The organism is Kitasatospora sp. NPDC053308 (assembly GCF_055585785.1).
On the sequence record NZ_JBVJJY010000001.1, the window covers coordinates 1,120,518 to 1,140,709 of the forward strand.

A 20,192-nucleotide genomic window follows, 5' to 3' on the forward strand; every position below is an offset into this window, starting at 1 on the left:
TCCGGACGGCGGAGAATCCGGATGGCGAACACCTGTTGTCATATCTTCATTCACCTGATGTGATGGTGTATATGGATATGCACAGTGCTGTGGCCCCCGACGCTCCGCTGGTCCTGGTCGGCAAGGCCGACGTCAGCGCCGAGGACGTCCTGGCCGTCGCCCGGGGCAACGCCCGGGTCGAGATCGGTCCCGACGCGCTCGCCGAGATGGCGGCCGCCCGCGCGCGGATCGACGCCCTCGCGGCCGAGCCGCGTCCCGTCTACGGCGTGTCGACCGGCTTCGGCGCGCTCGCCGTGCGGCACATCAGCCCCGAGCTGCGCGCCCAGCTGCAGCGGTCGCTGGTGCGCTCGCACGCCGCCGGCATGGGCCCGGCGGTCGAGCGCGAGGTGGTCCGCGCGCTGATGTTCCTGCGGATGAAGACGCTGGCCTCCGGCCGCACCGGCGTCCGGCCGCTGGTCGCCCAGACCATGGCCGCCGTGCTCAACGCGGGCATCACCCCGGTGGTCCGGGAGTTCGGCTCGCTCGGCTGCTCCGGCGACCTCGCGCCGCTGTCCCACTGCGCGCTCGTCCTGATGGGCGAGGGCACCGCCACCGGCCCGGACGGCGTCGAGAGGCCCGTCGCCGAGCTGCTCGCCGCCGCCGGCATCGAGCCGGTCGAGCTGCTGGAGAAGGAGGGCCTCGCCCTCATCAACGGCACCGACGGCATGCTCGGCATGCTGGTGATGGCCATCTCCGACCTCAGCCGCCTGTTCACCACCGCCGACATCACCGCCGCGATGACCCTGGAGGCGCTGCTCGGCTCCGACAAGGTGCTCGCCCCCGAGCTGCACGCCCCGATCCGCCCGCACCCGGGCCAGGCGCTGAGCGCCGCCAACATGCTCGCCGTCCTCAAGGGCTCCGGGCTCACCGGCCACCACCAGGACGACGCGCCGCGGGTCCAGGACGCGTACTCGATCCGCTGCGCCCCGCAGGTGGCCGGCGCCGGCCGGGACACCCTGGCCCACGCCCAGCTGGTCGCCTCCCGCGAGCTGGCCGCCTCGGTCGACAACCCCGTCGTGCTGCCGGACGGCCGGGTGGAGTCCAACGGCAACTTCCACGGCGCCCCGGTCGCGTACGTGCTGGACTTCCTCGCCATCGCCGCCGCCGACCTCGGCTCGATCTCCGAGCGCCGCACCGACCGGCTGCTCGACAAGACCCGCTCGCACGGCCTGCCGGCCTTCCTGGCCGACGACCCGGGCGTGGACTCCGGTCTGATGATCGCCCAGTACACCCAGGCGGCGCTGGTCAGCGAGAACAAGCGGCTCGCCGTCCCGGCCTCGGTCGACTCGATCCCGTCCTCCGCGATGCAGGAGGACCACGTGTCGATGGGCTGGTCGGCCGCGCGCAAGCTGCGCCAGGCCGTCGACAACCTGGGCCGGATCCTGGCCGTCGAACTCACCGCCGCCGCCCGCGCGCTGGAGATCCGTCAGCAGGCCGACTCCTCCGGCCGGATCGCGCCGGCGACCGCGGCCGCGCTGGCCGTCGCCCGGGAGGCGGGGGTCGGCGGCGCCGGCCGCGACCGCTTCCTCTCGCCGGACCTGGAGGCGGCCGCGGCGCTGGTCGCCTCCGGCGAGCTGGTGCGCGCGGTGGAGAAGGTCACCGGCCCGCTGGCCTGACCCGCCGGCCCGCCGGACGGCTGACGCCCGCTCGGCGCGGGGCGACCGGGACTCAGTCCCAGTCGTCCCGCGACCGGCGGTCCTCGCGGTCGTCGCGGTTGCGGCGCTCGCCGAACGCGGCGGCGACGTTGACCCCGACGATGCCCGCCCAGCAGACCAGCAGGCCGGCGAAGCCGCCGTTCGCGGAGTCGCCGGCGATCGCGGTCAGTGGGATGCCGAAGGCCATCGAGACCACCGCGAGCCCGGTGCCGGAGCGCTTGCCCCAGCCCTGGCGGCGTCCGCGGTGGCGGTCGTGGTGCGAGCGCGGCTCGTCGTCCAGCCGTCGGGCGACGGAGCGCTCGACCCGGGCGTCCAGACGGGCGTCGAGGCGCTTCATGAAGGAGTCGACGAGTTCGTCCTCGTACTCCTTGCCCAGCTCCTTGCGGGCCTGCAGGGTGGCGTCGAGGTCGCGCCGCAGGTCGTCCTGGCGAGTGTCCATGGAGGACAGCCTGGTGCCGCCGGGGCGCCCGGTCCATCCGTTCGCGGGGGAATCCGGGCGGGCTCAGGGACAAATCAGGGTCACCCCGAGCCGGAGACGGGCGCGCGACCGTCTCCGCCCTGTCCCGTCCGACCCGCGGGACGTCCCACGAGGCGTCCCGTCGTGCGAGACGTCTTTGCCAGGCGGCGCGCGCTGCTGCACAGTCGTCGTCCGAACCGCTCGCATCCGGAGGTATTGCTGATGACCGCCACCGACGAGACCGGCAGCGTCGGCCCCTCCGCCCGGCTGCTCCAGCTGTTCGAGGGGCACCGGCTCACGCCGACCCAGCGCCGGATCGCGCACTCGCTGGTGCGGCACGCCACCGAGGCGCCGTTCCTCTCCAGCGTGGAGGTCGCCGAACTCGCGGGCGTCAGCCAGCCCTCCGTCACCCGCTTCGCGGTCGCGCTCGGGTACGACGGCTACCCGGCGCTGCGCAAGCAGCTGCGCGAACTCGGCGGCGGGGAACCGGCCGCGCCCGAGACCCCGGACGACGCGGTGCGCAACGAGCACCAGCAGGCCGTGCTCGCCGAGATCGCGCACCTGCGCCACCTCGCCGAACTCCTCGCCGACCCGGAACCGATCATCCGGGCCGCCCGGCTGCTCGCCGCCTCCCGCCCGCTGCCGGTGCTCGGCCTGCGGGCCGCCTCGGCGCAGGCCCGCGGTTTCGCGTACTTCGCGTCCAAGGTGCACCCGGACATCCGGCTGCTGGACGAGGGCGGCAGCATGCTCGCCGACCGTCTCGAACAGGCCGCCGCGGCCGGGGCCACCGCGCTGCTCTGCTTCGCGCTGCCGCGCTACCCGCGGGAACTGATGGACGCGCTGGCGGTGGCCCGGGAGTGCGGGCTGACGGTGCTCACCGTGGCCGACAGCGCCTTCGCGCCGGTCGCCAAGCTGTCCGACCTGATGCTGCCGGCCGCCGTCGGCACCGGGCTGGTCTTCGACACCGCGTGCGCGCCGATGATGCTCGGCCGGGTGCTGCTGCAGGCCATGTGCGACGAACTCCCGGGCGCGGAGGCCCGGTTGGAGGCCATCGAGCAGTCGGCGACGGCGCGCGGACTGTTCCTCGAATAGGCGCCGCCGGACACAGCAGGGACACGGCCGGCATAGCCGTCACCAACGGGGGCATCCCCTCCTGCAGGGGGTGCCGCCCATGCGCGTGATCCACGAGATGAAGTTCGTCGCCCGCCTGTCCTCGGGTGCCGACGAATGGTCCTGCCCCGCCTGCGGACGCCGCGTCACCCTGCGGCGCCTGCCCGAACCCGAACTGACCGTCCTCGACCCGGGCGACGAGTCCGCCGTGCACGTCGGCGTCATCGAACCCGATGCCCAGGCCGCCGCCACCGAGAAGTACGGCCTCGGCCCCGTCCAGAACATCCCCCGCCCGCCCTCTCCGGCCGCCCCCGACGCCGACGACCGCCGCTGGCTCGCCGAGATCGGCATCGACTGGGACGGCGGCGACGCGGCGGCCTGACTCAGCGGCGGGGCGCGTAGAGCGGGAGGTCGGAGGTGTCCAGGGCGGCGGGCAGCGGCGCGGGCAGTGGAACGGGCTCGCCGTACGTGCCGTGCAGGACGCCCTGGTACTCGCCGTCGCGAGGGTGGGTGTGGAGTGTCCAGGCGCCCTTGCGGGGGTCGACCGCCAGGAGGACCGGCACGCCCGCGATCGCGTACCAGCTCGTCGTGGCGGCGGTGAGGCTGATCCGCTCGGAGGTCGAGACGACCTCCACGGCCAGCTCGACGTCGTGCGGGTCCGCCAACCATTCGTCGTCGTCTTCCCAGTCGCGGGGCAGAACGACGAGGGCGGGCGTCGCGTAGTCCTCCGTGTTGTCGGGCATGGCGATCGACGAGACCTCGTAGGCGCCCAGGCTGTCCGGGAGCCCGGCGTCGAGCTGGCGGGACAGGCGCTTGGTGGTCCCCGCGTGCTTGCCGCGCGGGGTCGGGGACATCACCAGGGTTCCCCCGATGATCTGGACGCGAAGTCCTGTGCTCCGCTCGATCTCCTGCGCCACGTCCCGGAGTCGGCCGGGCCGTACGCCGATGGCCGTCATCGTGTCCTCCGCTCCCCGGCACTGGGCCGAGTGGCTGGTGTTCGCCCGGTTCAGGCTAGCGCGTCAAGTCGGCCGGGGCCGGGGCTGATCGGATTGCTCCGGGCTCTGGTCGAAAGCCGGTTGTTTAGTTATATTCAACCGAACAGAGCTTGAATGAATCCATCCGCAGGAGGCCGGGACCATGGTGCAGCAGCAGACGAGCGGACCGCGCGAGGTGCGCGCGGCGCGGGGCACGGGGCTCACGACGCAGGGCTGGCAGCAGGAGGCGGCCCTGCGGATGCTCATGAACAACCTCGACCCCGAGGTGGCCGAGCACCCGTCGAAGCTCGTCGTGTACGGCGGCACCGGCAAGGCGGCGCGCGACTGGCGTTCCTTCGACGCCATGGTGAAGACGCTGCAGGGGCTGAAGCAGGACGAGACCATGCTGGTCCAGTCCGGCCGCCCCGTCGGTGTGATGCAGACCCACGAGTGGGCGCCGCGCGTGCTGATCGCCAACTCCAACCTGGTCGGCGACTGGGCCAACTGGGAGGAGTTCCGCCGGCTGGAAAGCCTCGGGCTCACCATGTACGGCCAGATGACCGCCGGCTCCTGGATCTACATCGGCACCCAGGGCATCCTCCAGGGCACCTACGAGACCTTCGCCGCCGTCGCCAACAAGCGCTACAACGGCACGCTGGAGGGCACCATCACCCTCACCGCGGGCCTCGGCGGCATGGGCGGCGCCCAGCCGCTGGCCGTCACCATGAACGGCGGCGTGGCGATCTGCATCGACTGCGACCCGTCCCGGATCTCCCGCCGGATCGAGCACCGCTACCTGGACGTCGAGGCCGAGAACCTCGACCACGCCCTGCAGCTGGCCACCGAGGCCCGCGACAAGAAGCGGCCGCTCTCCATCGGCCTGCTGGGCAACGCCGCCGAGCTCTTCCCGCAGCTGCTCGCGATGGACGCGCCGATCGACATCGTCACCGACCAGACCAGCGCCCACGACCCGCTGAGCTACCTGCCGATCGGCGTCGCCTTCGAGGACATGGCGACCTACGCCGCCGAGAAGCCCGCCGAGTTCACCCAGCGTTCCCGCGAGTCCATGGCCAAGCACGTCGAGGCGATGGTCGGCTTCCTGGACCGCGGCGCCGAGGTCTTCGACTACGGCAACTCGATCCGCGGCGAGGCCCAGCTGGCCGGCTACGACCGCGCCTTCGCCTTCCCCGGCTTCGTCCCGGCGTACATCCGCCCGCTGTTCTGCGAGGGCAAGGGCCCGTTCCGCTGGGCGGCGCTGTCCGGCGACCCGCAGGACATCCACAAGACCGACAAGGCCGTCCTCGACCTGTTCCCGGAGAACGAGTCGCTGGCCCGCTGGATCAAGATGGCCCAGGAGAAGGTGCACTTCCAGGGCCTGCCCGCGCGCATCTGCTGGCTCGGCTACGGCGAGCGCGACAAGGCCGGCGAGCGCTTCAACGACATGGTCGCCTCCGGCGAGCTGTCCGCGCCGATCGTCATCGGCCGCGACCACCTGGACTGCGGCTCGGTCGCCTCCCCGTACCGGGAGACCGAGGCGATGCTGGACGGCTCGGACGCGATCGCCGACTGGCCGCTGCTCAACGCCATGGTGAACGTCGCCTCCGGCGCCTCCTGGGTCTCCATCCACCACGGCGGCGGCGTCGGCATCGGCCGCTCGATCCACGCCGGCCAGGTCACCGTCGCCGACGGCACCGCGCTGGCCGGGGAGAAGATCCGCCGGGTGCTCACCAACGACCCGGGCATGGGCGTCATCCGGCACGTGGACGCCGGCTACGACCGCGCCGACGAGGTCGCCGCCGAGCGCGGGGTCCGCATCCCGATGGGCGAGCTGTGACCTCCGGTTTCGAGCAGATGTGGGCGGAGCTGCTCCCCGTGGGCCGCTCCGCCTCCTCCGGCGGCTACCGCCGCTTCGCCTGGAACTCCGCCGACGCCGAGTGCCGGGCCTGGTTCGAGCAGCAGGCCCGCGACCGCGGCCTGGCGTACGAGCTGGACCGCAACGGCAACCAGTGGGCCTGGCTCGGCGACCCGCAGGCCGGCGGGGCCGTCGTCACCGGCTCGCACCTGGACTCCGTCCCGGACGGCGGCGCCTTCGACGGCCCGCTCGGGGTGGTCTCCTCCTTCGCCGCACTGGACGAACTCCGCGCCCGGGGAACCGAGTTCACCCGGCCGCTGGCGATCGTCAACTTCGGTGACGAGGAGGGCGCCCGGTTCGGGGTGGCCTGCATCGGCTCCCGGCTCACCGCCGGGGTGCTCTCCCGCGAGGCCGCGTACGAGCTGCGCGACGCCGGCGGCGTCCGGCTGCCCGACGCGATGGAGAAGGCCGGCTACGACCCGACCGGGATCGGCGCGGACGACGACCGGCTGTCCCGGATCGGCGCCTTCGTGGAGCTCCACGTCGAGCAGGGGCGCTACCTCGCCGAGGGGCAGCCGGTCGGCGTGGCCGGCGCGATCTGGCCGCACGGCCGCTGGCGGTTCGACTTCCACGGCGAGGCCAACCACGCCGGCACCACCCGGATCGAGGACCGCCGCGACCCGATGCTGACCTACGCCAACACGGTGCTGTCCGCCCGCAAGAAGGCGAAGCAGGCGGGCGCGCTGGCCACCTTCGGCAAGGTCGCGGTCGAGCCCAACGGCACCAACGCGATCGCCTCGCTGGTGCGCGGCTGGCTGGACTCCCGGGCGGCCGACGAGCGCACCCTGACCGCGCTGGTCGCCGAGATCGAGCAGGCCGCCGCCGAGCGCGGCGAGCGCGACGGCGTCCGGGTCGAGCTGACCCGCGAGTCCTACACCCCGGTGGTGGACTTCGACGGCCCGCTGCGCGACCGGCTCGCCAAGCTGCTGGACGCCCCGGTGCTGCCCACCGGCGCGGGACACGACGCCGGGATCCTGGCGTCCGCGATCCCGACCGCGATGCTGTTCGTGCGCAACCCCACCGGCGTCTCGCACTCCCCGGCCGAGCACGCCGAGGTGGCCGACTGCCTGGCCGGGGTCTCCGCCCTCGCCGACGTACTGGAGGACCTGGCGTGTCAGTGACCGCAGCGACCGCGCCGACCGAGGCGACCGCGCCGACCGCAGAGACCGGGGCGACGGCAGAGACCGGGGCGACGGCAGTGCGCTACTGGGCGCAGTACGCGTGGCTGCCGCACCCCAACGGGCCGGTGGTCGAGCGGGACGTGCTGATCGCCACCGGCCCCGGCGGCCTGATCGCCTCGGTGACGCCGGACAGCGGGCCCTGCCCGTCCGGCGCCGTCCGGCTCGACGGGCTGCTGCTGCCCGGCCAGGCCAACGCCCACTCGCACGCCTTCCACCGGGCGCTGCGCGGGCACGTGCAGGTCGGCTCCGGCACCTTCTGGACCTGGCGCGACACCATGTACCGGTTCGCCGGCGCGCTCGACCCGGACGCCTACCTGGAACTCGCCACCGCCGTCTACGCCGAGATGGCGCTGGCCGGGATCACCGCCGTCGGCGAGTTCCACTACCTGCACCACGCGCACGGCGGCGCCCGCTACGACGACCCGAACGCGATGGGCGAGGCGCTGATCGAGGCCGCCGCCCGGGCCGGCATCCGGATCACCCTGCTGGACACCTGCTACCTGTCGTCCGGCTTCGGCGCCGAACCGACCAAGCCGCAGCAGCGGTTCAGCGACGGCGACGCGCAGGCCTGGGCCGAGCGGGCGGACGCGCTCAAGCCGCGCGAGCACGCCCGGATCGGTGCCGCCATCCACTCCGTCCGGGCCGTCCCGGCCGAGCAGTTGGGCACCGTCGCGCACTGGGCGGCGACGCGCAGCGCGCCGCTGCACGTCCACCTGTCCGAGCAGACCGCCGAGAACGACGCCTGCCTCGCCGCGCACGGCGTCACCCCGACCCGGCTGCTCGCCGACCACGGCGCGCTCGGCCCGCGCACCTCGGCCGTGCACGCCACCCACCTCACCGACGAGGACGTCAAGCTCCTCACCGACTCCTCCACGACCGTCTGCATGTGCCCCACCACCGAGCGGGACCTCGCGGACGGCATCGGCCCGGCCCGCCGACTCGCCTCGGCGGGCTGCCCGGTCACCCTGGGCAGCGACAGCCACGCGGTCATCGACCCGTTCGAGGAGGCCCGGGCGCTGGAGCTGGACGAGCGGCTGCGCACCCGGACCCGCGGACACTGGACGGCCAACGCGCTGCTGCGGGCCGGCACCGAGGACGGGCACGCCTCGCTCGGCTGGCCGGAAGCCGGGCGGATCGAGACCGGCGCGCTCGCCGACTTCACGGTGATCGCGCTGGACTCCGTCCGCACCGCGGGCCCGCCGCCCCGGCTCGGCGCCGAGACCGCGGTCTTCGCGGCCTCGGCGGCGGACGTACGGCACCTGGTGGTCGGCGGCCGGCACGTCGTCCGGGACGGCGTGCACCAGCTGGTGGCCGACGTGCCGGGTGCGCTGCGGTCCGCCATCGGCGCGCTGGACTGCTGAGCCCCGGCGGCCGAATCCTCCCCAACTCCCCTCGGAAGGGCTTGTCTTGAGCACCAGGACCACCTTGATCACGGGCATCGGCAGCCTGGTCACCAACGACCCCGGGCAGGGCGCCGGGCCGCTCGGCCTGCTGACCGACGCGGCCGTGGTGCTGGACGGCGCCACCGTCGCCTGGGTCGGCCCGGCGGCGCAGGCCCCGGCGGCGGACGACCGCTTCGACGCCGAGGGCCGGGCCCTGCTGCCCGGCTTCGTCGACTCGCACGCCCACCTGGTGTTCGCGGGCGACCGCACCGCCGAGTTCAACGCCCGGATGTCCGGGCAGGCGTACACCGCGGGCGGCATCCGCACCACGGTGGCGGCCACCCGGGCCGCGAGCGACGCCGAACTGGACGCCAACCTGCAGCGGTTCGTCCGGGAGGCGCTGCGCCAGGGCACCACCACCATCGAGTGCAAGTCCGGCTACGGGCTGACGGTGGCGGACGAGGCCCGGGCGCTGCGGATCGCCTCGCGGCACACGCCGGAGACCACCTACCTGGGCGCGCACGTGGTCGCCCCCGAGTTCGCCGAGGACCCGGCCGGGTACGTCGACCTGGTCACCGGCGAGATGCTGGACGCCTGCGCCCCGCACGCCCGCTGGGTGGACGTGTTCTGCGAGAAGGGCGCCTTCGACGGCGACCAGGCGCGGGCGGTCCTGACCGCCGGCATCGAGCGCGGACTCACCCCCCGGGTGCACGCCAACCAGCTCTCGTACGGCCCCGGCGTGCAGCTCGCCGTCGAGCTGGGGGCCGCCTCGGCGGACCACTGCACCCATCTGACGGACGAGGACGTGGCGGCGCTGGCCGGTTCGGGGACGGTCGCGACGCTGCTGCCGGGGGCCGAGTTCTCCACCCGGGCCGCGTACCCGAGCGGGCGGCGGCTGCTGGACGCGGGGGCGGTGGTGGCGCTGTCCACCGACTGCAACCCGGGCTCCAGCTTCACCAGTTCGATGGCCTTCTGCATCGCGGTCGCGGTGCGGGAGATGGGCATGACGCCGGACGAGGCGGTCTGGGCGGCCACCGCGGGCGGTGCCCGGGCGCTGCGGCGCGGCGACGTCGGCGTGGTCGCGCCCGGCGCGCGCGCCGACCTGCTGCTGCTCGACGCCCCCTCGCACGTCCACCTGGCCTACCGCCCGGGTGTGCCGCTGACCGCCGCGGTCTGGCGCGCGGGCGTCCGCGAGCTCTGAGCGGGGGGCCGGGCCCGGAGCCCGGGGGAAATGACGACCGGGGCCGCCGTGGATCTCAGGAATCCACGGCGGCCCCGGAGTCGTGAGCCGGTCAGGCGGGCGTCAGCGCACGCCGCCCATGAGGGCCTGGACGCGCTTGCGGTAGCTGTAGACCGCGAAGCCCGCCAGGGCCGCGAGCGCCGCCTGCGCCGCGATGATGCCGGTGCCGTCGAGGTTGACGCCGGCCAGCGAGAGGAGGCTGGTGGTGCAGTCACCGGCGGTGACGGCGAGGAACCAGACACCCATCATCTGGGAGGCGTACTTCTGCGGCGCCATCTTGGTGGTGACCGAGAGGCCGACCGGGGAGAGGCACAGCTCGCCGATGGTCTGGATCATGTAGATCGAGACCAGCCACATCGGGGAGACCTTGGTGCCGTCGCCCGCCATGTTCATCGGGACGATGAAGATGAAGAACGAGGCGCCGATCAGGACCAGGCCCATCGCGAACTTCGTGATGGTGTTGGGCTCCTTGTTGCGGCGGGCCAGCCACAGCCACAGCCAGGCGAAGACCGGCGCGAGCGCCATCACGAACAGCGGGTTCAGCGACTGGTACCAGGTGGACGAGAAGCCGAAGCCGAGGACGGAGTCCGCGGTGTTCTTGTCCGCGAACAGGGACAGGGTGGACCCGCCCTGGTCGTAGATCATCCAGAACGCGGCGGCCGCGACGAAGAACCAGATGTAGGCGGTCATCTTGGACTGCTCGCCGGCGTCCAGGTCCTTGTCACGCTTGATGCGGACCAGCACGGCGACCGGGATCAGCAGACCGGCGACGGTCAGCGGGACCAGCGCCCAGTTCAGGGTGTAGACGCCGAGAGCGACGACGGCGGCGTAGAAGACGACGGCGCCGAGGACGACCGCGCCGGCCTTCACCAGCAGGTTCTTGCGCTCCGCGGGCAGCAGCGGGTTCGGGACCAGGCTGCTCTTGGGGCTCAGGTGGCGGGTGCCCAGCAGGAACTGCAGCAGCCCGAGGCCCATGCCGACGGCGGCCAGCGCGAAGCCCAGGTGCCAGTTGTACTCCTTGCCGACCGTTCCGATGATGAACGGGGCGGCGAAGGCGCCCAGGTTGATGCTCATGTAGAAGACGGTGAAACCACCGTCGCGGCGCGGGTCCTCGGGGCCGTCGTAGAGGTGGCCGACCATCGTGGAGATGTTGGCCTTCAGCAGCCCGGAGCCGAGCGCGACCAGGAGCAGGCCGGTGAAGAACGCCGCCTGGCCGGGGACGGCCAGCGCGAGGTGGCCGGCCATGATCACGAAGCCGGCGACGGTGACGGTCTTGCGGGCGCCCCAGACCCGGTCGCCGAACCAGCCGCCGGGGTAGGCCATGAGGTAGACCATGGAGACGTAGACGGAGTAGATCGCCGTCGCCATCGTCGCCTTCATGGCGAGGCCGCCGCCCTGGCTGCCGGCTGCCGCGTCGGCACCGCCGGAGACCAGGTAGTAGATCAGCAGGGCGCGCATGCCGTAGTAGGAGAAGCGCTCCCACATCTCGGTCATGAACAGCGTGGCGAGGCCTCGGGGGTGCCCGAGGAAGGTCTTGCCGCTGGGGGAGGTCGACGCGAGGTCGGCAGCCCGGGTGGTAGACGCCATGAGTAGTGGTTCCTTGCCTGACAGCGTCCGCCTAGGGGGGTGGCGGCGGACGTGGACCAAACCACTCTACGTGGCGATATTTGGCTCTATCAGATGACAAACACGGCGAATCAGGTATCGCGATGGCAAAGGAATCGGAAGATCCTTTCGATTGATCCATGGTAGATGGGGTTCTCTTCCTTCGGATTCAAGATCCAGAGGGGGGTTCTGCGCCGAACCGCCGGTCTGCAACGACCCGTTGAGATCAGTCGGATGCTTATATAACGATCACGCTCTGTGAACTACCTCACAGGGCGTACGGGCATACCCCGGCGGACTACCATCACCCCATGACCTGTGTGCTGCTCGCCGAGGACGATCCGGCGATCTCCGAACCGCTCGCCCGGGCCCTGCGACGCGAGGGCTACGAGGTGCTCGTCCGCGAGGACGGTCCGACCGCACTCGCCGCCGGCCTCACCGAGGAGGTCGACCTCGTCGTCCTGGACCTCGGCCTGCCCGAGATGGACGGCTTGGAGGTCTGCCGCCGCCTGCGCGCCGACGGCAAGAGCTGCCCCGTCCTGGTGCTCACCGCCCGCGCCGACGAGGTGGACACCGTGGTCGGCCTGGACGCCGGCGCCGACGACTACGTCACCAAGCCCTTCCGCCTGGCCGAGCTGCTCGCCCGCGTCCGGGCCCTGCTCCGGCGCGGCAACGTCGACCAGCTCACCACCGGCGCGCACGGGGTGAAGATCGACATCGAGTCCCACCGCGCCTGGCTCGGCGACGAGGAGCTCACCCTCTCCGCCAAGGAGTTCGAGCTGCTGCGCGTGCTGGTCCGGGACGCCGGCCGGGTGGTCACCCGCGAGGAGATCATGCGGCAGGTCTGGGACACCACGTGGTGGACCTCCACCAAGACCCTGGACATGCACATCTCCTGGCTGCGCAAGAAGCTCGGCGACGACGCGGCCAACCCCCGCTACATCGCCACCGTGCGCGGCGTGGGCTTCCGGTTCGAGAAGAATTAGACCCCCGTACGGAGACCCCGTACGGAGCACGGGGCCGGGCACGACCGGTCGAGCGGAACACCACGGGGAGCGGCAGCGTGAAACGCCGGATGATCAACTCGCTGCTGGGCGTCGTCCTGGTGGTGGTCGTGGTGTTCTGCGTGCCGCTCGCCCTGGTCGAGAAGCGCACCATCGTCAACTCGGCCCAGGACCGGGTGGACGCGGCCGCCGTCCGGGTGCTCGCCCTGGTCGAGAGCCGGATCGCGGCGGGCGAGTCGGTCACCAACGAGCGGGCCTTCGAGAGCCAGGTCACCGAGGGCAGCTACGTCGAGGTGCAGATCCCCGGCCAGCCGGTCCTGTCGGCGGGCCGGCGCCCGGCCGGTGACCACCTGCTGAAGGCCGTCGAACGCGGCAACAGCGGCGAGACCGTCACCGTCGAGCAGTCCCGCGCGGACGTCGACCACGAGATCGCCAACAACCTGCTGCTGCTCGGGGTGGTCGCCCTGCTCGCCGTCCAGGCCGCCGTGGCGCTCGCGGTCTGGCAGGCCAAACGGCTCGCCCGCCCGCTCACCGACCTCGCCGAGACCGCCGAACGGCTCGGCTCCGGCGACCCGCGCCCGCGCGACCGCCGCTACGGCGTGCCCGAACTCGACCGGGTCGCCGAGGTGTTGGACACCAGCGCCGAGCGGATCGCCCGGATGCTCACCGCCGAGCGCCGGCTCGCCGCCGACGCCTCGCACCAGCTGCGCACCCCGCTCACCGCGCTCTCCATGCGGCTGGAGGAGATCACCGCCGTCGCCGAGGACCCGGAGACCGTCAAGGAGGAGGCGGCCATCGCCCTCCAGCAGGTCGAGCGGCTCACCGACGTCGTCCAGCGGCTGCTGACCACCCAGCGCGACCCGCGCAGCCCCACCGCCGTCGCCTTCGACCTCGACGAGGTCATCAAGCAGCAGGTGGAGGAATGGGGCCCGACCCTGCGCGAGCGGAGCCGGGTGCTGTCCCTGGAGGGCCTGCACGGGATCACGGCCGTCGGCACCCCGGGGACGGTCGCCCAGGTCCTGGCCACCCTGATCGAGAACTCCCTGATGCACGGCGCCGGGACGATCACCCTGCGGGTCCGGCCGTCCGGCACCTCGGTGGTGGTCGAGGTGCAGGACGAGGGCGCCGGGGTGCCGGCCGACCTCGGCAACCGGGTGTTCGAGCGCGCGGTCAGCGGCCGCAACTCCACCGGCATCGGCCTCGCCGTCGCCCGCGACCTCGCGGAGGCGGACGGCGGACGGCTCGAACTGCTGTCGCTGAAGCCCGCGGTCTTCGCGCTCTTCCTGGGGCGGAGCCGCAAGGACGACTGAGGCGCGTCCGAGGCAGTCCGGTCCGGGGCCGGGAAGCCCCGCGAGCGGGTTTCAGGCGCCCCGCAGCACGCCGAGTCGGCCGGGAAACGGCGAGCCCCGGCGGCCGGAACGGCCTGCCGGGGCTGCGCGGGATCGCGGGCTGTGCGGGTTCGCGGGGCGGGCCTACTCGGCCTTGGCGTAGCGGATCTGCTCGGCCGCCAGCATCAGCTCGGCCTGGGCAGCCAGCTCCTGGCCGCTGTCCGCGCCCGCCGGCTCCTGGGCCGGCAGCTCGACCGGCTGCTCCGGCGTGGCCTTGAACACCCAGGTGCGGTACGAGACGAAGCGGAACACGGTGGCGACCGCGAGGCCGATCACCTTGGCGCCGATCTGCTCGTAGTGCGAGCGCAGGTCGAGGACGTACACCGAGAACCCGAGGACACCGGTCTCGATCAGCATGCCGATGCCGCTGTACACCAGGAACAGCGTGATCTCGCGCTTGCGCGAGGCGGCGTCGCGGTCCCGGTACAGCCAGTAGCGGTAGCCGAGGTAGTTGGTGGCGATCGCGATCACCGTCGCCACGATGTTCGACCGCACCGAGGCCAGGCCCAGGCCGTTGATGCAGACCCAGAAGACGGCGAAGTTGACCACCACGCCGCTCAGGCCGACGATGCCGAACTTCACGACCTCGCCCTGGAGCCCGCGCAGTTTCTGCGCGAGCGAGGGCTTCGAAGCTGCGCTCGTCGCCATACCGGACTGCCTCCCTGTGCCTGCGGGACGAAAGGGCCGATCGCGGTGGCGCGTCACCCCTTGAGCCCTGCGTGCACGCACATGATCGGACCGCGCAGACCAGGACCTGGCCGTCCAGGCTACCCGCTTCCATCGAACGGCTCAGCCGCGAGTGCCCCCACTTGACATCTACGCGCGTCCGCTCCCGGAGGCCCCCCGGCGGCGGCACAGCCCCCCACCGGCCCGGATATCCTGGCGGGGTGACTTCCCCGGGCAATGTGAATTTTCCAGTGGTGGGCATGATCGGCGGCGGGCAGCTGGCCCGCATGGCACACCAGGCGGGCATCCCGCTCGGGGTCAGGTTCAAACTCCTCGCCGACACGCCCCAGGACTCCGCCGCGCAGGTGGTCTCCGACGTCGTCCTCGGTGACTACCGCGACCTCGACACCCTGCGGCGCTTCGCCGCCGGCTGCGACGTGATCACCTTCGACCACGAGCACGTCCCGACCGAGCACCTGCGGGCGCTGGAGGCCGACGGCATCGCCGTCCGCCCCGGCCCGGACGCGCTGGTCAACGCCCAGGACAAGGGCGTGATGCGGGCCAAGCTGGACTCCATCGGCGTGCCCTGCCCCCGGCACCGGATCGTCGCCGACCCGGCCGACGTCACCGCCTTCGCCGAGGAGGGCACCGGATACCCCGTCGTGCTGAAGACCGTCCGCGGCGGCTACGACGGCAAGGGCGTCTGGGTCGTCGACGACGAGCAGCAGGCGCAGGCCCCGTTCCTGGCCGGCGTCGCCGTGCTGGCCGAGGAGAAGGTCGACTTCGTCCGCGAACTGGCCGCCAACGTGGTCCGCTCGCCCAGCGGCCAGGCCGTCGCCTACCCGGTGGTGGAGAGCGTCCAGGAGAACGGCGTCTGCGCCGAGGTCACCGCGCCCGCGCCGGACCTCGACCCGGCCCTGTCCGACGAGGCCCAGCAGCTCGCCCTGCGGATCGCCGGCGACCTCGGCATCGTCGGCCACCTCGCCGTCGAGCTGTTCCAGACCCGCGACGGCCGGATCCTCGTCAACGAGCTGGCCATGCGCCCCCACAACTCCGGCCACTGGACCCAGGACGGCGCCGTCACCTCGCAGTTCGAGAACCACCTGCGGGCCGTCCTCGACCTCCCGCTCGGCGACCCCCGGCCGCGCGCCAAGTGGACCGTCATGGTCAACGTCCTCGGCGGCGACTACCCGGACATGTACCACGCCTTCCTGCACTGCATGGCCCGCGATCCCGGGCTGCGGATCCACATGTACGGGAAGGACGTGAAGCCCGGCCGGAAGGTCGGCCACGTCAACGTCTTCGGGGACGACCTCGACGACGTCCGCGAGCGCGCCCGCCACGCGGCCGCCTACCTGCGAGGAACGATCACCGAATGACCTCCCCCGTTGTCGGCATCGTCATGGGCTCGGACTCCGACTGGCCCGTCATGGAGGCCGCCGCCCAGGCCCTCGACGAGTTCGAGATCCCGTACGAGGTGGACGTCGTCTCCGCCCACCGGATGCCCCGCGAGATGGTCGCGTACGGCGAGAACGCCCACCGGCGCGGCCTGAAGGCGATCATCGCGGGCGCCGGCGGCGCGGCCCACCTGCCGGGCATGCTGGCCTCCGTCACCCCGCTGCCGGTCATCGGCGTGCCGGTGCCGCTGCGCTACCTGGACGGCATGGACAGCCTGCTGTCGATCGTCCAGATGCCGGCCGGCGTGCCGGTGGCGACCGTCTCGGTGGCCGGCGCGCGCAACGCCGGCCTGCTCGCGGTGCGGATGCTCGCCGCCTTCGACCCCGAACTCACCGAGCGGATGACCGAGTTCCAGGCCGAGCTGAACAACCAGGCCACCGAGAAGGGCAAGAAGCTCCGCGCCAAGGTGGCCGGATCCTCCTCCTTCGGCTTCGGGAAGTAACCCCGCGCCAGGGGTTGGGGTAGAACAGCTCCCATGACCAATGAGCCGGACTCCCCGACCCCGCTGGACCGCGCCCGCGCCCTGCTGCGCACCGCCCCCGTGGTGGACGGCCACAACGACCTCCCCTGGGCGATGCGCGAGCAGGCCGGGTACGACCTCGGCGCGCTCGACCTCGCCGCCGACCAGAGCGACCGCCTGCACACCGACCTCGCCCGCCTCGCGGAGGGCGGGGTCGGCGCGCAGTTCTGGTCCGTCTTCGTCCCCACCTCGCTGACCGGCGACCACGCGGTGAGCGCCACCCTGGAGCAGATCGACTTCGTCCACGCCCTGGTCGAGCGCTACCCCGACCGCCTCCGCCTCGCCCGTACCGCCGCCGACATGGAGGCCGCCCGCGCCGAGGGCCGGATCGCCTCCCTGATGGGCGCCGAGGGCGGGCACTCCATCGACTGCTCGCTCGCCACCCTGCGCGCCCTGTACGAGCTGGGCGTCCGCTACCTGACGCTCACCCACAACGACAACGTGCCGTGGGCCGACTCCGCGACCGACAAGCCGGCGGCCGGCGGGCTCACCCGCTTCGGCGAGGAGGTCGTCCGGGAGATGAACCGGCTCGGCATGCTGGTCGACCTCTCCCACGTCTCCGCCGACACCATGCGGGACGCCCTGCGGGTCACCGAGGCGCCGGTGGTCTTCTCGCACTCCTCCGCACGCGCGGTCTGCGACCACCCGCGCAACATCCCCGACGACGTGCTCGCCCAGCTGCCCGCCAACGGCGGCGTGGCGATGGCCACCTTCGTGCCCAAGTTCATCCTGCCCGCCGCCATCGAGTGGACCCTGGCCGCCGACGAGAACATGCGCGCCCACGGCTTCCACCCGCTGGACACCACCCCGCCCGCGATGGAGCGCCAGCGCGCCTTCGAGGCCGCCAACCCGCGCCCGATCGCCACCCCGGCCACTGTCGCCGACCACCTCGACCACATGCGCGAGGTCGCCGGCATCGACCACATCGGCATCGGCGGCGACTTCGACGGCACCGCCTTCCTGCCGGACGGCCTGGACTCGGTGGCCGGCTACCCCAACCTGGTCGCCGAACTCCTGCGCCGCCACTGGTCCGAAGCCGACCTGGCCAAGCTCACCTGGCACAACGCGGTGCGCGTCCTGCGCGACGCCGAGTCGGTGGCCGCCGGGCTGCGCGCGACCCGCCGCCCCTCCATCGCCACCATCGCCCGGCTGGACGCCTGACGCCTCAGCCCAGCCGCGGGATCTCGATGGCCGGGCACCTGTCCATCACCATGGCCAGCCCGGCCTCCCGCGTCCGCCGGTACGCGGCCTCGTCCACCACGCCCAGCTGGAACCAGACCGCCTTCGCCCCGACGGCCACCGCCTGATCGGCCACCTCCCCGGCGAGGCGGCTGTTCACGAACACGTCCACCACGTCGACCGGGAACGGGATCTCGGCGAGCGAGGCGTAGCCCTGCTCGCCGAGGACGGTCTCGGCCTTCGGGTGCACGGGCACGATCCGCTTGCCGTACCTCTGGAGGACCCGGGCGACCCCGTACGCCGCCCGGGACGTGTTGGTGGACAGGCCGACCACGGCCCAGGTGTCCCCGGTGCCGGTGAGGATCCCGCGGACCGTCGCTTCGTCGCCGTAGCTCGTCATGCCGGTACCAACGACGCCTTCGCGTGCGGCATTCCGTGCCTCGGGGCGGCGGGGGAGGTGTCCGACGACGGTCCGAGCCGGTCCAGTCCGGGACGGGGCTCCCCGTTGATCAGGCCCGTCAGCTCGGGCGGCCGAGGGCTCGGTAGGTCCAGCCGGCGGCGCGCCAGGCGTCGGCGTCGAGGACGTTGCGGCCGTCCAGGAGGCGGCGCTCGGCGACCACGGCGCCGAGCTCGGCCGGGTCGAGCGCGCGGAACTCGGCCCACTCGGTGAGGTGGAGGACGACGTGGGCGCCCTCGGCGGCCTCCATCGCCGAGTCGGCGTAGGCGAGCGAGGGGAACATCTTGCGGGCGTTGTCCACGGCCTTCGGGTCGTAGACGGTGACCTGGCCGCCCTGGAGCTGGATCTGGGCGGCCACGTTGAGGGCGGGGGAGTCCCGGATGTCGTCCGAGTCGGGCTTGAAGGCGGCGCCGAGGACGGCCACCCGGCGGCCCAGGAAGCCGCCGCCGCACTGCTCGCGGGCCAGCTCGACCATCCGCGAGCGGCGCCGCATGTTGATCGAGTCGACCTCGCGCAGGAAGGTCAGCGCCTGGTCGGCGCCGAGCTCGCCGGCCCGGGCCATGAACGCGCGGATGTCCTTCGGCAGGCAGCCACCGCCGAAGCCGAGGCCGGAGTTGAGGAACTTGCGGCCGATCCGCTCGTCGTGGCCGAGCGCCGTGGACAGCAGGGTGACGTCCGCGCCCGCCGCCTCGCAGACCTCGGCCATCGCGTTGATGAAGGAGATCTTGGTCGCCAGGAAGGAGTTGGCGGCCGCCTTGACCAGCTCGGCCGTCGCGTAGTCGGTGACCAGGAACGGCACCCCGGCCGCGATCGGCTCGGCGTACACCTCGCGCAGCAGCCGCTCGGCGTGCTCGCTCTGGGCGCCGACCACGATCCGGTCCGGCCGCAGGGTGTCCTGGACGGCGAAGCCCTCGCGCAGGAACTCCGGGTTCCAGGCGAGTTCGGCGCCCTCCCCGACCGGCGCCAGCGCGGCGAGCCGCTCGGACAGCCGGGCCGCCGAGCCGACCGGCACGGTCGACTTGCCGACCACCAGGGCCGGGCGGGTGAGGTGCGGCGCCAGCTCGTCGATCGCGGTGTCGACGTACGACATGTCGGCGGCGAACTCGCCCTTGCGCTGCGGGGTGTTGACACAGACGAAGTGCACGTCGGCGAACTCGGCGACCTCCTGGACGGAGTTCGTGAAGCGCAGCCGTCCGGTCGAACCCGCGTGCCCGGCCACGTGCTTGAGCAGCAGCTCGGACAGCCCCGGCTCGTACATCGGGACCCGGCCGGCGGTGAGCATCGCGATCTTGTCCGGGTCGATGTCCAGGCCCAGCACCTCGAAGCCGAACTCGGCCATCGCGGCGGCGTGCGTGGCGCCGAGGTAGCCGGTGCCGATCACGGAGATGCGGAGGGTCACGGGTTCTCCCTGGAGGCGGACTCGACCGGTCTGGAAGCGGACCCGACCGGTACGGATGCCCCTGATGCTATCCGTCCTGCCAGGGCGTACGGGGATCGGCCGTGCGCCCGGGACGCTAGGCAGCCGCAGGTCGGAGCCCTAGGATCTCTACTGAACGGTAGTTAACCCCGGATTCGACGTCGATCGGACCGGTTCGATCGGACCGGATCCGACGTCGCCGGACTTCGGTCACCAACCGACGAGGCAGGCATCATGGCGGGCAGCGCAGGGGCGGCTGACTTCGATCTCTTCCGTATCTCCGAGGAGCACGAGATGCTCCGTGAGGCGGTGCGTTCGCTGGCCGAGGCGAAGATCGCTCCGTTCGCGGCGGAGGTGGACGAGCAGGGGCGGTTCCCGCAGGAGGCGTTGGACGCGTTGCGGGGCAACGACCTGCACGCGGTGCACGTGCCGGAGGAGTACGGCGGTGCGGGGGCGGACGCGCTGGCGACGGTGATCGTGATCGAGGAGGTCGCGCGGGTGTGCGCGTCGTCGTCGTTGATCCCGGCGGTGAACAAGCTCGGGTCGCT

The 20,192-nt window shown here is 72.7% G+C and carries 19 protein-coding genes; 13 read left to right on the top strand and 6 right to left on the bottom strand.

The window, feature by feature from the left end; all coding sequences use genetic code 11:
• Positions 1-77 precede the first annotated feature (77 nt).
• Positions 78-1,655, top strand: coding sequence for a histidine ammonia-lyase (gene hutH, locus ACZ6Y7_RS05185; protein ID WP_465756435.1), 1,578 nt, complete (start codon positions 78-80; stop codon positions 1,653-1,655).
• Positions 1,656-1,707: 52 nt separating this feature from the next.
• Here hutH and ACZ6Y7_RS05190 read toward each other — a convergent pair whose 3' ends face one another.
• Entirely contained in the window at positions 1,708-2,133 is a 426-nt protein-coding gene (locus ACZ6Y7_RS05190) for a hypothetical protein (protein ID WP_465756436.1), read from the bottom strand.
• Between the two features lie 240 nt (positions 2,134-2,373).
• Here ACZ6Y7_RS05190 and ACZ6Y7_RS05195 point away from each other — a divergent pair, with 240 nt between their 5' ends.
• Complete coding sequence (locus tag ACZ6Y7_RS05195) at positions 2,374-3,243, top strand: MurR/RpiR family transcriptional regulator (RefSeq protein WP_465756437.1); 870 nt, start codon at positions 2,374-2,376, stop codon at positions 3,241-3,243.
• Between the two features lie 79 nt (positions 3,244-3,322).
• Positions 3,323-3,643 carry a hypothetical protein gene (locus tag ACZ6Y7_RS05200; RefSeq protein ID WP_465756438.1) on the top strand — a complete coding sequence of 107 codons (321 nt, stop codon included), beginning with the start codon at positions 3,323-3,325 and terminating at the stop codon, positions 3,641-3,643.
• Position 3,644: 1 nt separating this feature from the next.
• Here ACZ6Y7_RS05200 and ACZ6Y7_RS05205 read toward each other — a convergent pair whose 3' ends face one another.
• Complete coding sequence (locus tag ACZ6Y7_RS05205; RefSeq protein ID WP_465756439.1) at positions 3,645-4,217, bottom strand: Uma2 family endonuclease; 573 nt, start codon at positions 4,215-4,217, stop codon at positions 3,645-3,647.
• A gap of 181 nt (positions 4,218-4,398) precedes the next feature.
• Between ACZ6Y7_RS05205 and hutU the strand changes: the two genes are divergently transcribed.
• The 4 genes from hutU (at position 4,399) to hutI (ending at position 9,911) form a co-directional block, all read left to right on the top strand.
• The gene (gene hutU / locus ACZ6Y7_RS05210; protein WP_465756440.1) at positions 4,399-6,069 is read left to right on the top strand and encodes a urocanate hydratase; all 1,671 of its coding nucleotides are present in this window, start codon (positions 4,399-4,401) and stop codon (positions 6,067-6,069) included.
• 17 nt (positions 6,070-6,086) lie between these two features.
• Positions 6,087-7,268, top strand: coding sequence for an allantoate amidohydrolase (locus ACZ6Y7_RS05215; RefSeq protein WP_465756480.1), 1,182 nt, complete (start codon positions 6,087-6,089; stop codon positions 7,266-7,268).
• Positions 7,269-7,345: 77 nt separating this feature from the next.
• The gene (locus ACZ6Y7_RS05220; RefSeq protein ID WP_465756481.1) at positions 7,346-8,689 is read left to right on the top strand and encodes a formimidoylglutamate deiminase; all 1,344 of its coding nucleotides are present in this window, start codon (positions 7,346-7,348) and stop codon (positions 8,687-8,689) included.
• 46 nt (positions 8,690-8,735) lie between these two features.
• Complete coding sequence (gene hutI / locus ACZ6Y7_RS05225) at positions 8,736-9,911, top strand: imidazolonepropionase (RefSeq protein WP_465756441.1); 1,176 nt, start codon at positions 8,736-8,738, stop codon at positions 9,909-9,911.
• Positions 9,912-10,013: 102 nt separating this feature from the next.
• On the opposite strand, the gene ACZ6Y7_RS05230 is transcribed toward hutI, so the two are convergent.
• Positions 10,014-11,537 carry a peptide MFS transporter gene (locus ACZ6Y7_RS05230; protein WP_465756442.1) on the bottom strand — a complete coding sequence of 508 codons (1,524 nt, stop codon included), beginning with the start codon at positions 11,535-11,537 and terminating at the stop codon, positions 10,014-10,016.
• 329 nt (positions 11,538-11,866) lie between these two features.
• On the opposite strand from ACZ6Y7_RS05230, the gene ACZ6Y7_RS05235 reads away from it, so the two are divergent.
• Together ACZ6Y7_RS05235 and ACZ6Y7_RS05240 are read left to right on the top strand one after the other, a co-directional pair.
• Entirely contained in the window at positions 11,867-12,541 is a 675-nt protein-coding gene (locus ACZ6Y7_RS05235; RefSeq protein WP_030058577.1) for a response regulator transcription factor, read from the top strand.
• A 77-nt stretch (positions 12,542-12,618) separates the two neighbouring features.
• Complete coding sequence (locus ACZ6Y7_RS05240; RefSeq protein WP_402222303.1) at positions 12,619-13,869, top strand: ATP-binding protein; 1,251 nt, start codon at positions 12,619-12,621, stop codon at positions 13,867-13,869.
• A gap of 162 nt (positions 13,870-14,031) precedes the next feature.
• Here ACZ6Y7_RS05240 and ACZ6Y7_RS05245 read toward each other — a convergent pair whose 3' ends face one another.
• Entirely contained in the window at positions 14,032-14,595 is a 564-nt protein-coding gene (locus tag ACZ6Y7_RS05245) for a GtrA family protein (RefSeq protein WP_465756443.1), read from the bottom strand.
• Between the two features lie 257 nt (positions 14,596-14,852).
• Here ACZ6Y7_RS05245 and ACZ6Y7_RS05250 point away from each other — a divergent pair, with 257 nt between their 5' ends.
• The 3 genes from ACZ6Y7_RS05250 to ACZ6Y7_RS05260 are packed head-to-tail and all read left to right on the top strand — an operon-like array spanning position 14,853 to position 17,752.
• On the top strand, positions 14,853-15,992 hold the full coding sequence (locus tag ACZ6Y7_RS05250) for a 5-(carboxyamino)imidazole ribonucleotide synthase (RefSeq protein WP_465756444.1): 1,140 nt from the start codon (positions 14,853-14,855) through the stop codon (positions 15,990-15,992).
• Positions 15,989-16,513, top strand: coding sequence for a 5-(carboxyamino)imidazole ribonucleotide mutase (gene purE / locus ACZ6Y7_RS05255; protein ID WP_360216248.1), 525 nt, complete (start codon positions 15,989-15,991; stop codon positions 16,511-16,513). Before ACZ6Y7_RS05250 ends, purE begins: the two co-directional genes overlap by 4 nt.
• Positions 16,514-16,546: 33 nt before the next feature.
• Positions 16,547-17,752 (top strand): dipeptidase, encoded by a 1,206-nt coding sequence (locus ACZ6Y7_RS05260; protein WP_465756445.1) that lies wholly within the window; start codon positions 16,547-16,549, stop codon positions 17,750-17,752.
• A gap of 4 nt (positions 17,753-17,756) precedes the next feature.
• On the opposite strand, the gene ACZ6Y7_RS05265 is transcribed toward ACZ6Y7_RS05260, so the two are convergent.
• The gene (locus ACZ6Y7_RS05265; protein WP_465756446.1) at positions 17,757-18,170 is read right to left on the bottom strand and encodes a CoA-binding protein; all 414 of its coding nucleotides are present in this window, start codon (positions 18,168-18,170) and stop codon (positions 17,757-17,759) included.
• Between the two features lie 118 nt (positions 18,171-18,288).
• Positions 18,289-19,626 (bottom strand): UDP-glucose dehydrogenase family protein, encoded by a 1,338-nt coding sequence (locus tag ACZ6Y7_RS05270; protein WP_465756447.1) that lies wholly within the window; start codon positions 19,624-19,626, stop codon positions 18,289-18,291.
• Between the two features lie 252 nt (positions 19,627-19,878).
• Between ACZ6Y7_RS05270 and ACZ6Y7_RS05275 the strand changes: the two genes are divergently transcribed.
• Positions 19,879-20,192, top strand: a 314-nt coding sequence (locus tag ACZ6Y7_RS05275; protein ID WP_465756448.1) for an acyl-CoA dehydrogenase family protein, incomplete at its 3' end; no start/stop codon positions are given.

Excerpts from the sequence above, each read along its gene's own strand:
- ACZ6Y7_RS05235 (WP_030058577.1), top strand. The coding sequence starts at position 11,867 with ATGACCTGTGTGCTGCTCGCCGAGGACGATCCGGCGATCTCCGAACCG.
- ACZ6Y7_RS05190 (WP_465756436.1), bottom strand. The coding sequence starts at position 2,133 with ATGGACACTCGCCAGGACGACCTGCGGCGCGACCTCGACGCCACCCTG.
- ACZ6Y7_RS05195 (WP_465756437.1), top strand. The coding sequence starts at position 2,374 with ATGACCGCCACCGACGAGACCGGCAGCGTCGGCCCCTCCGCCCGGCTG.
- hutU (WP_465756440.1), top strand. The coding sequence starts at position 4,399 with ATGGTGCAGCAGCAGACGAGCGGACCGCGCGAGGTGCGCGCGGCGCGG.
- ACZ6Y7_RS05215 (WP_465756480.1), top strand. The coding sequence starts at position 6,087 with ATGTGGGCGGAGCTGCTCCCCGTGGGCCGCTCCGCCTCCTCCGGCGGC.
- ACZ6Y7_RS05200 (WP_465756438.1), top strand. The coding sequence starts at position 3,323 with ATGCGCGTGATCCACGAGATGAAGTTCGTCGCCCGCCTGTCCTCGGGT.
- ACZ6Y7_RS05260 (WP_465756445.1), top strand. The coding sequence starts at position 16,547 with ATGACCAATGAGCCGGACTCCCCGACCCCGCTGGACCGCGCCCGCGCC.
- ACZ6Y7_RS05230 (WP_465756442.1), bottom strand. The coding sequence starts at position 11,537 with ATGGCGTCTACCACCCGGGCTGCCGACCTCGCGTCGACCTCCCCCAGC.
- ACZ6Y7_RS05265 (WP_465756446.1), bottom strand. The coding sequence starts at position 18,170 with ATGACGAGCTACGGCGACGAAGCGACGGTCCGCGGGATCCTCACCGGC.
- purE (WP_360216248.1), top strand. The coding sequence starts at position 15,989 with ATGACCTCCCCCGTTGTCGGCATCGTCATGGGCTCGGACTCCGACTGG.
- ACZ6Y7_RS05205 (WP_465756439.1), bottom strand. The coding sequence starts at position 4,217 with ATGACGGCCATCGGCGTACGGCCCGGCCGACTCCGGGACGTGGCGCAG.
- hutH (WP_465756435.1), top strand. The coding sequence starts at position 78 with ATGCACAGTGCTGTGGCCCCCGACGCTCCGCTGGTCCTGGTCGGCAAG.
- ACZ6Y7_RS05245 (WP_465756443.1), bottom strand. The coding sequence starts at position 14,595 with ATGGCGACGAGCGCAGCTTCGAAGCCCTCGCTCGCGCAGAAACTGCGC.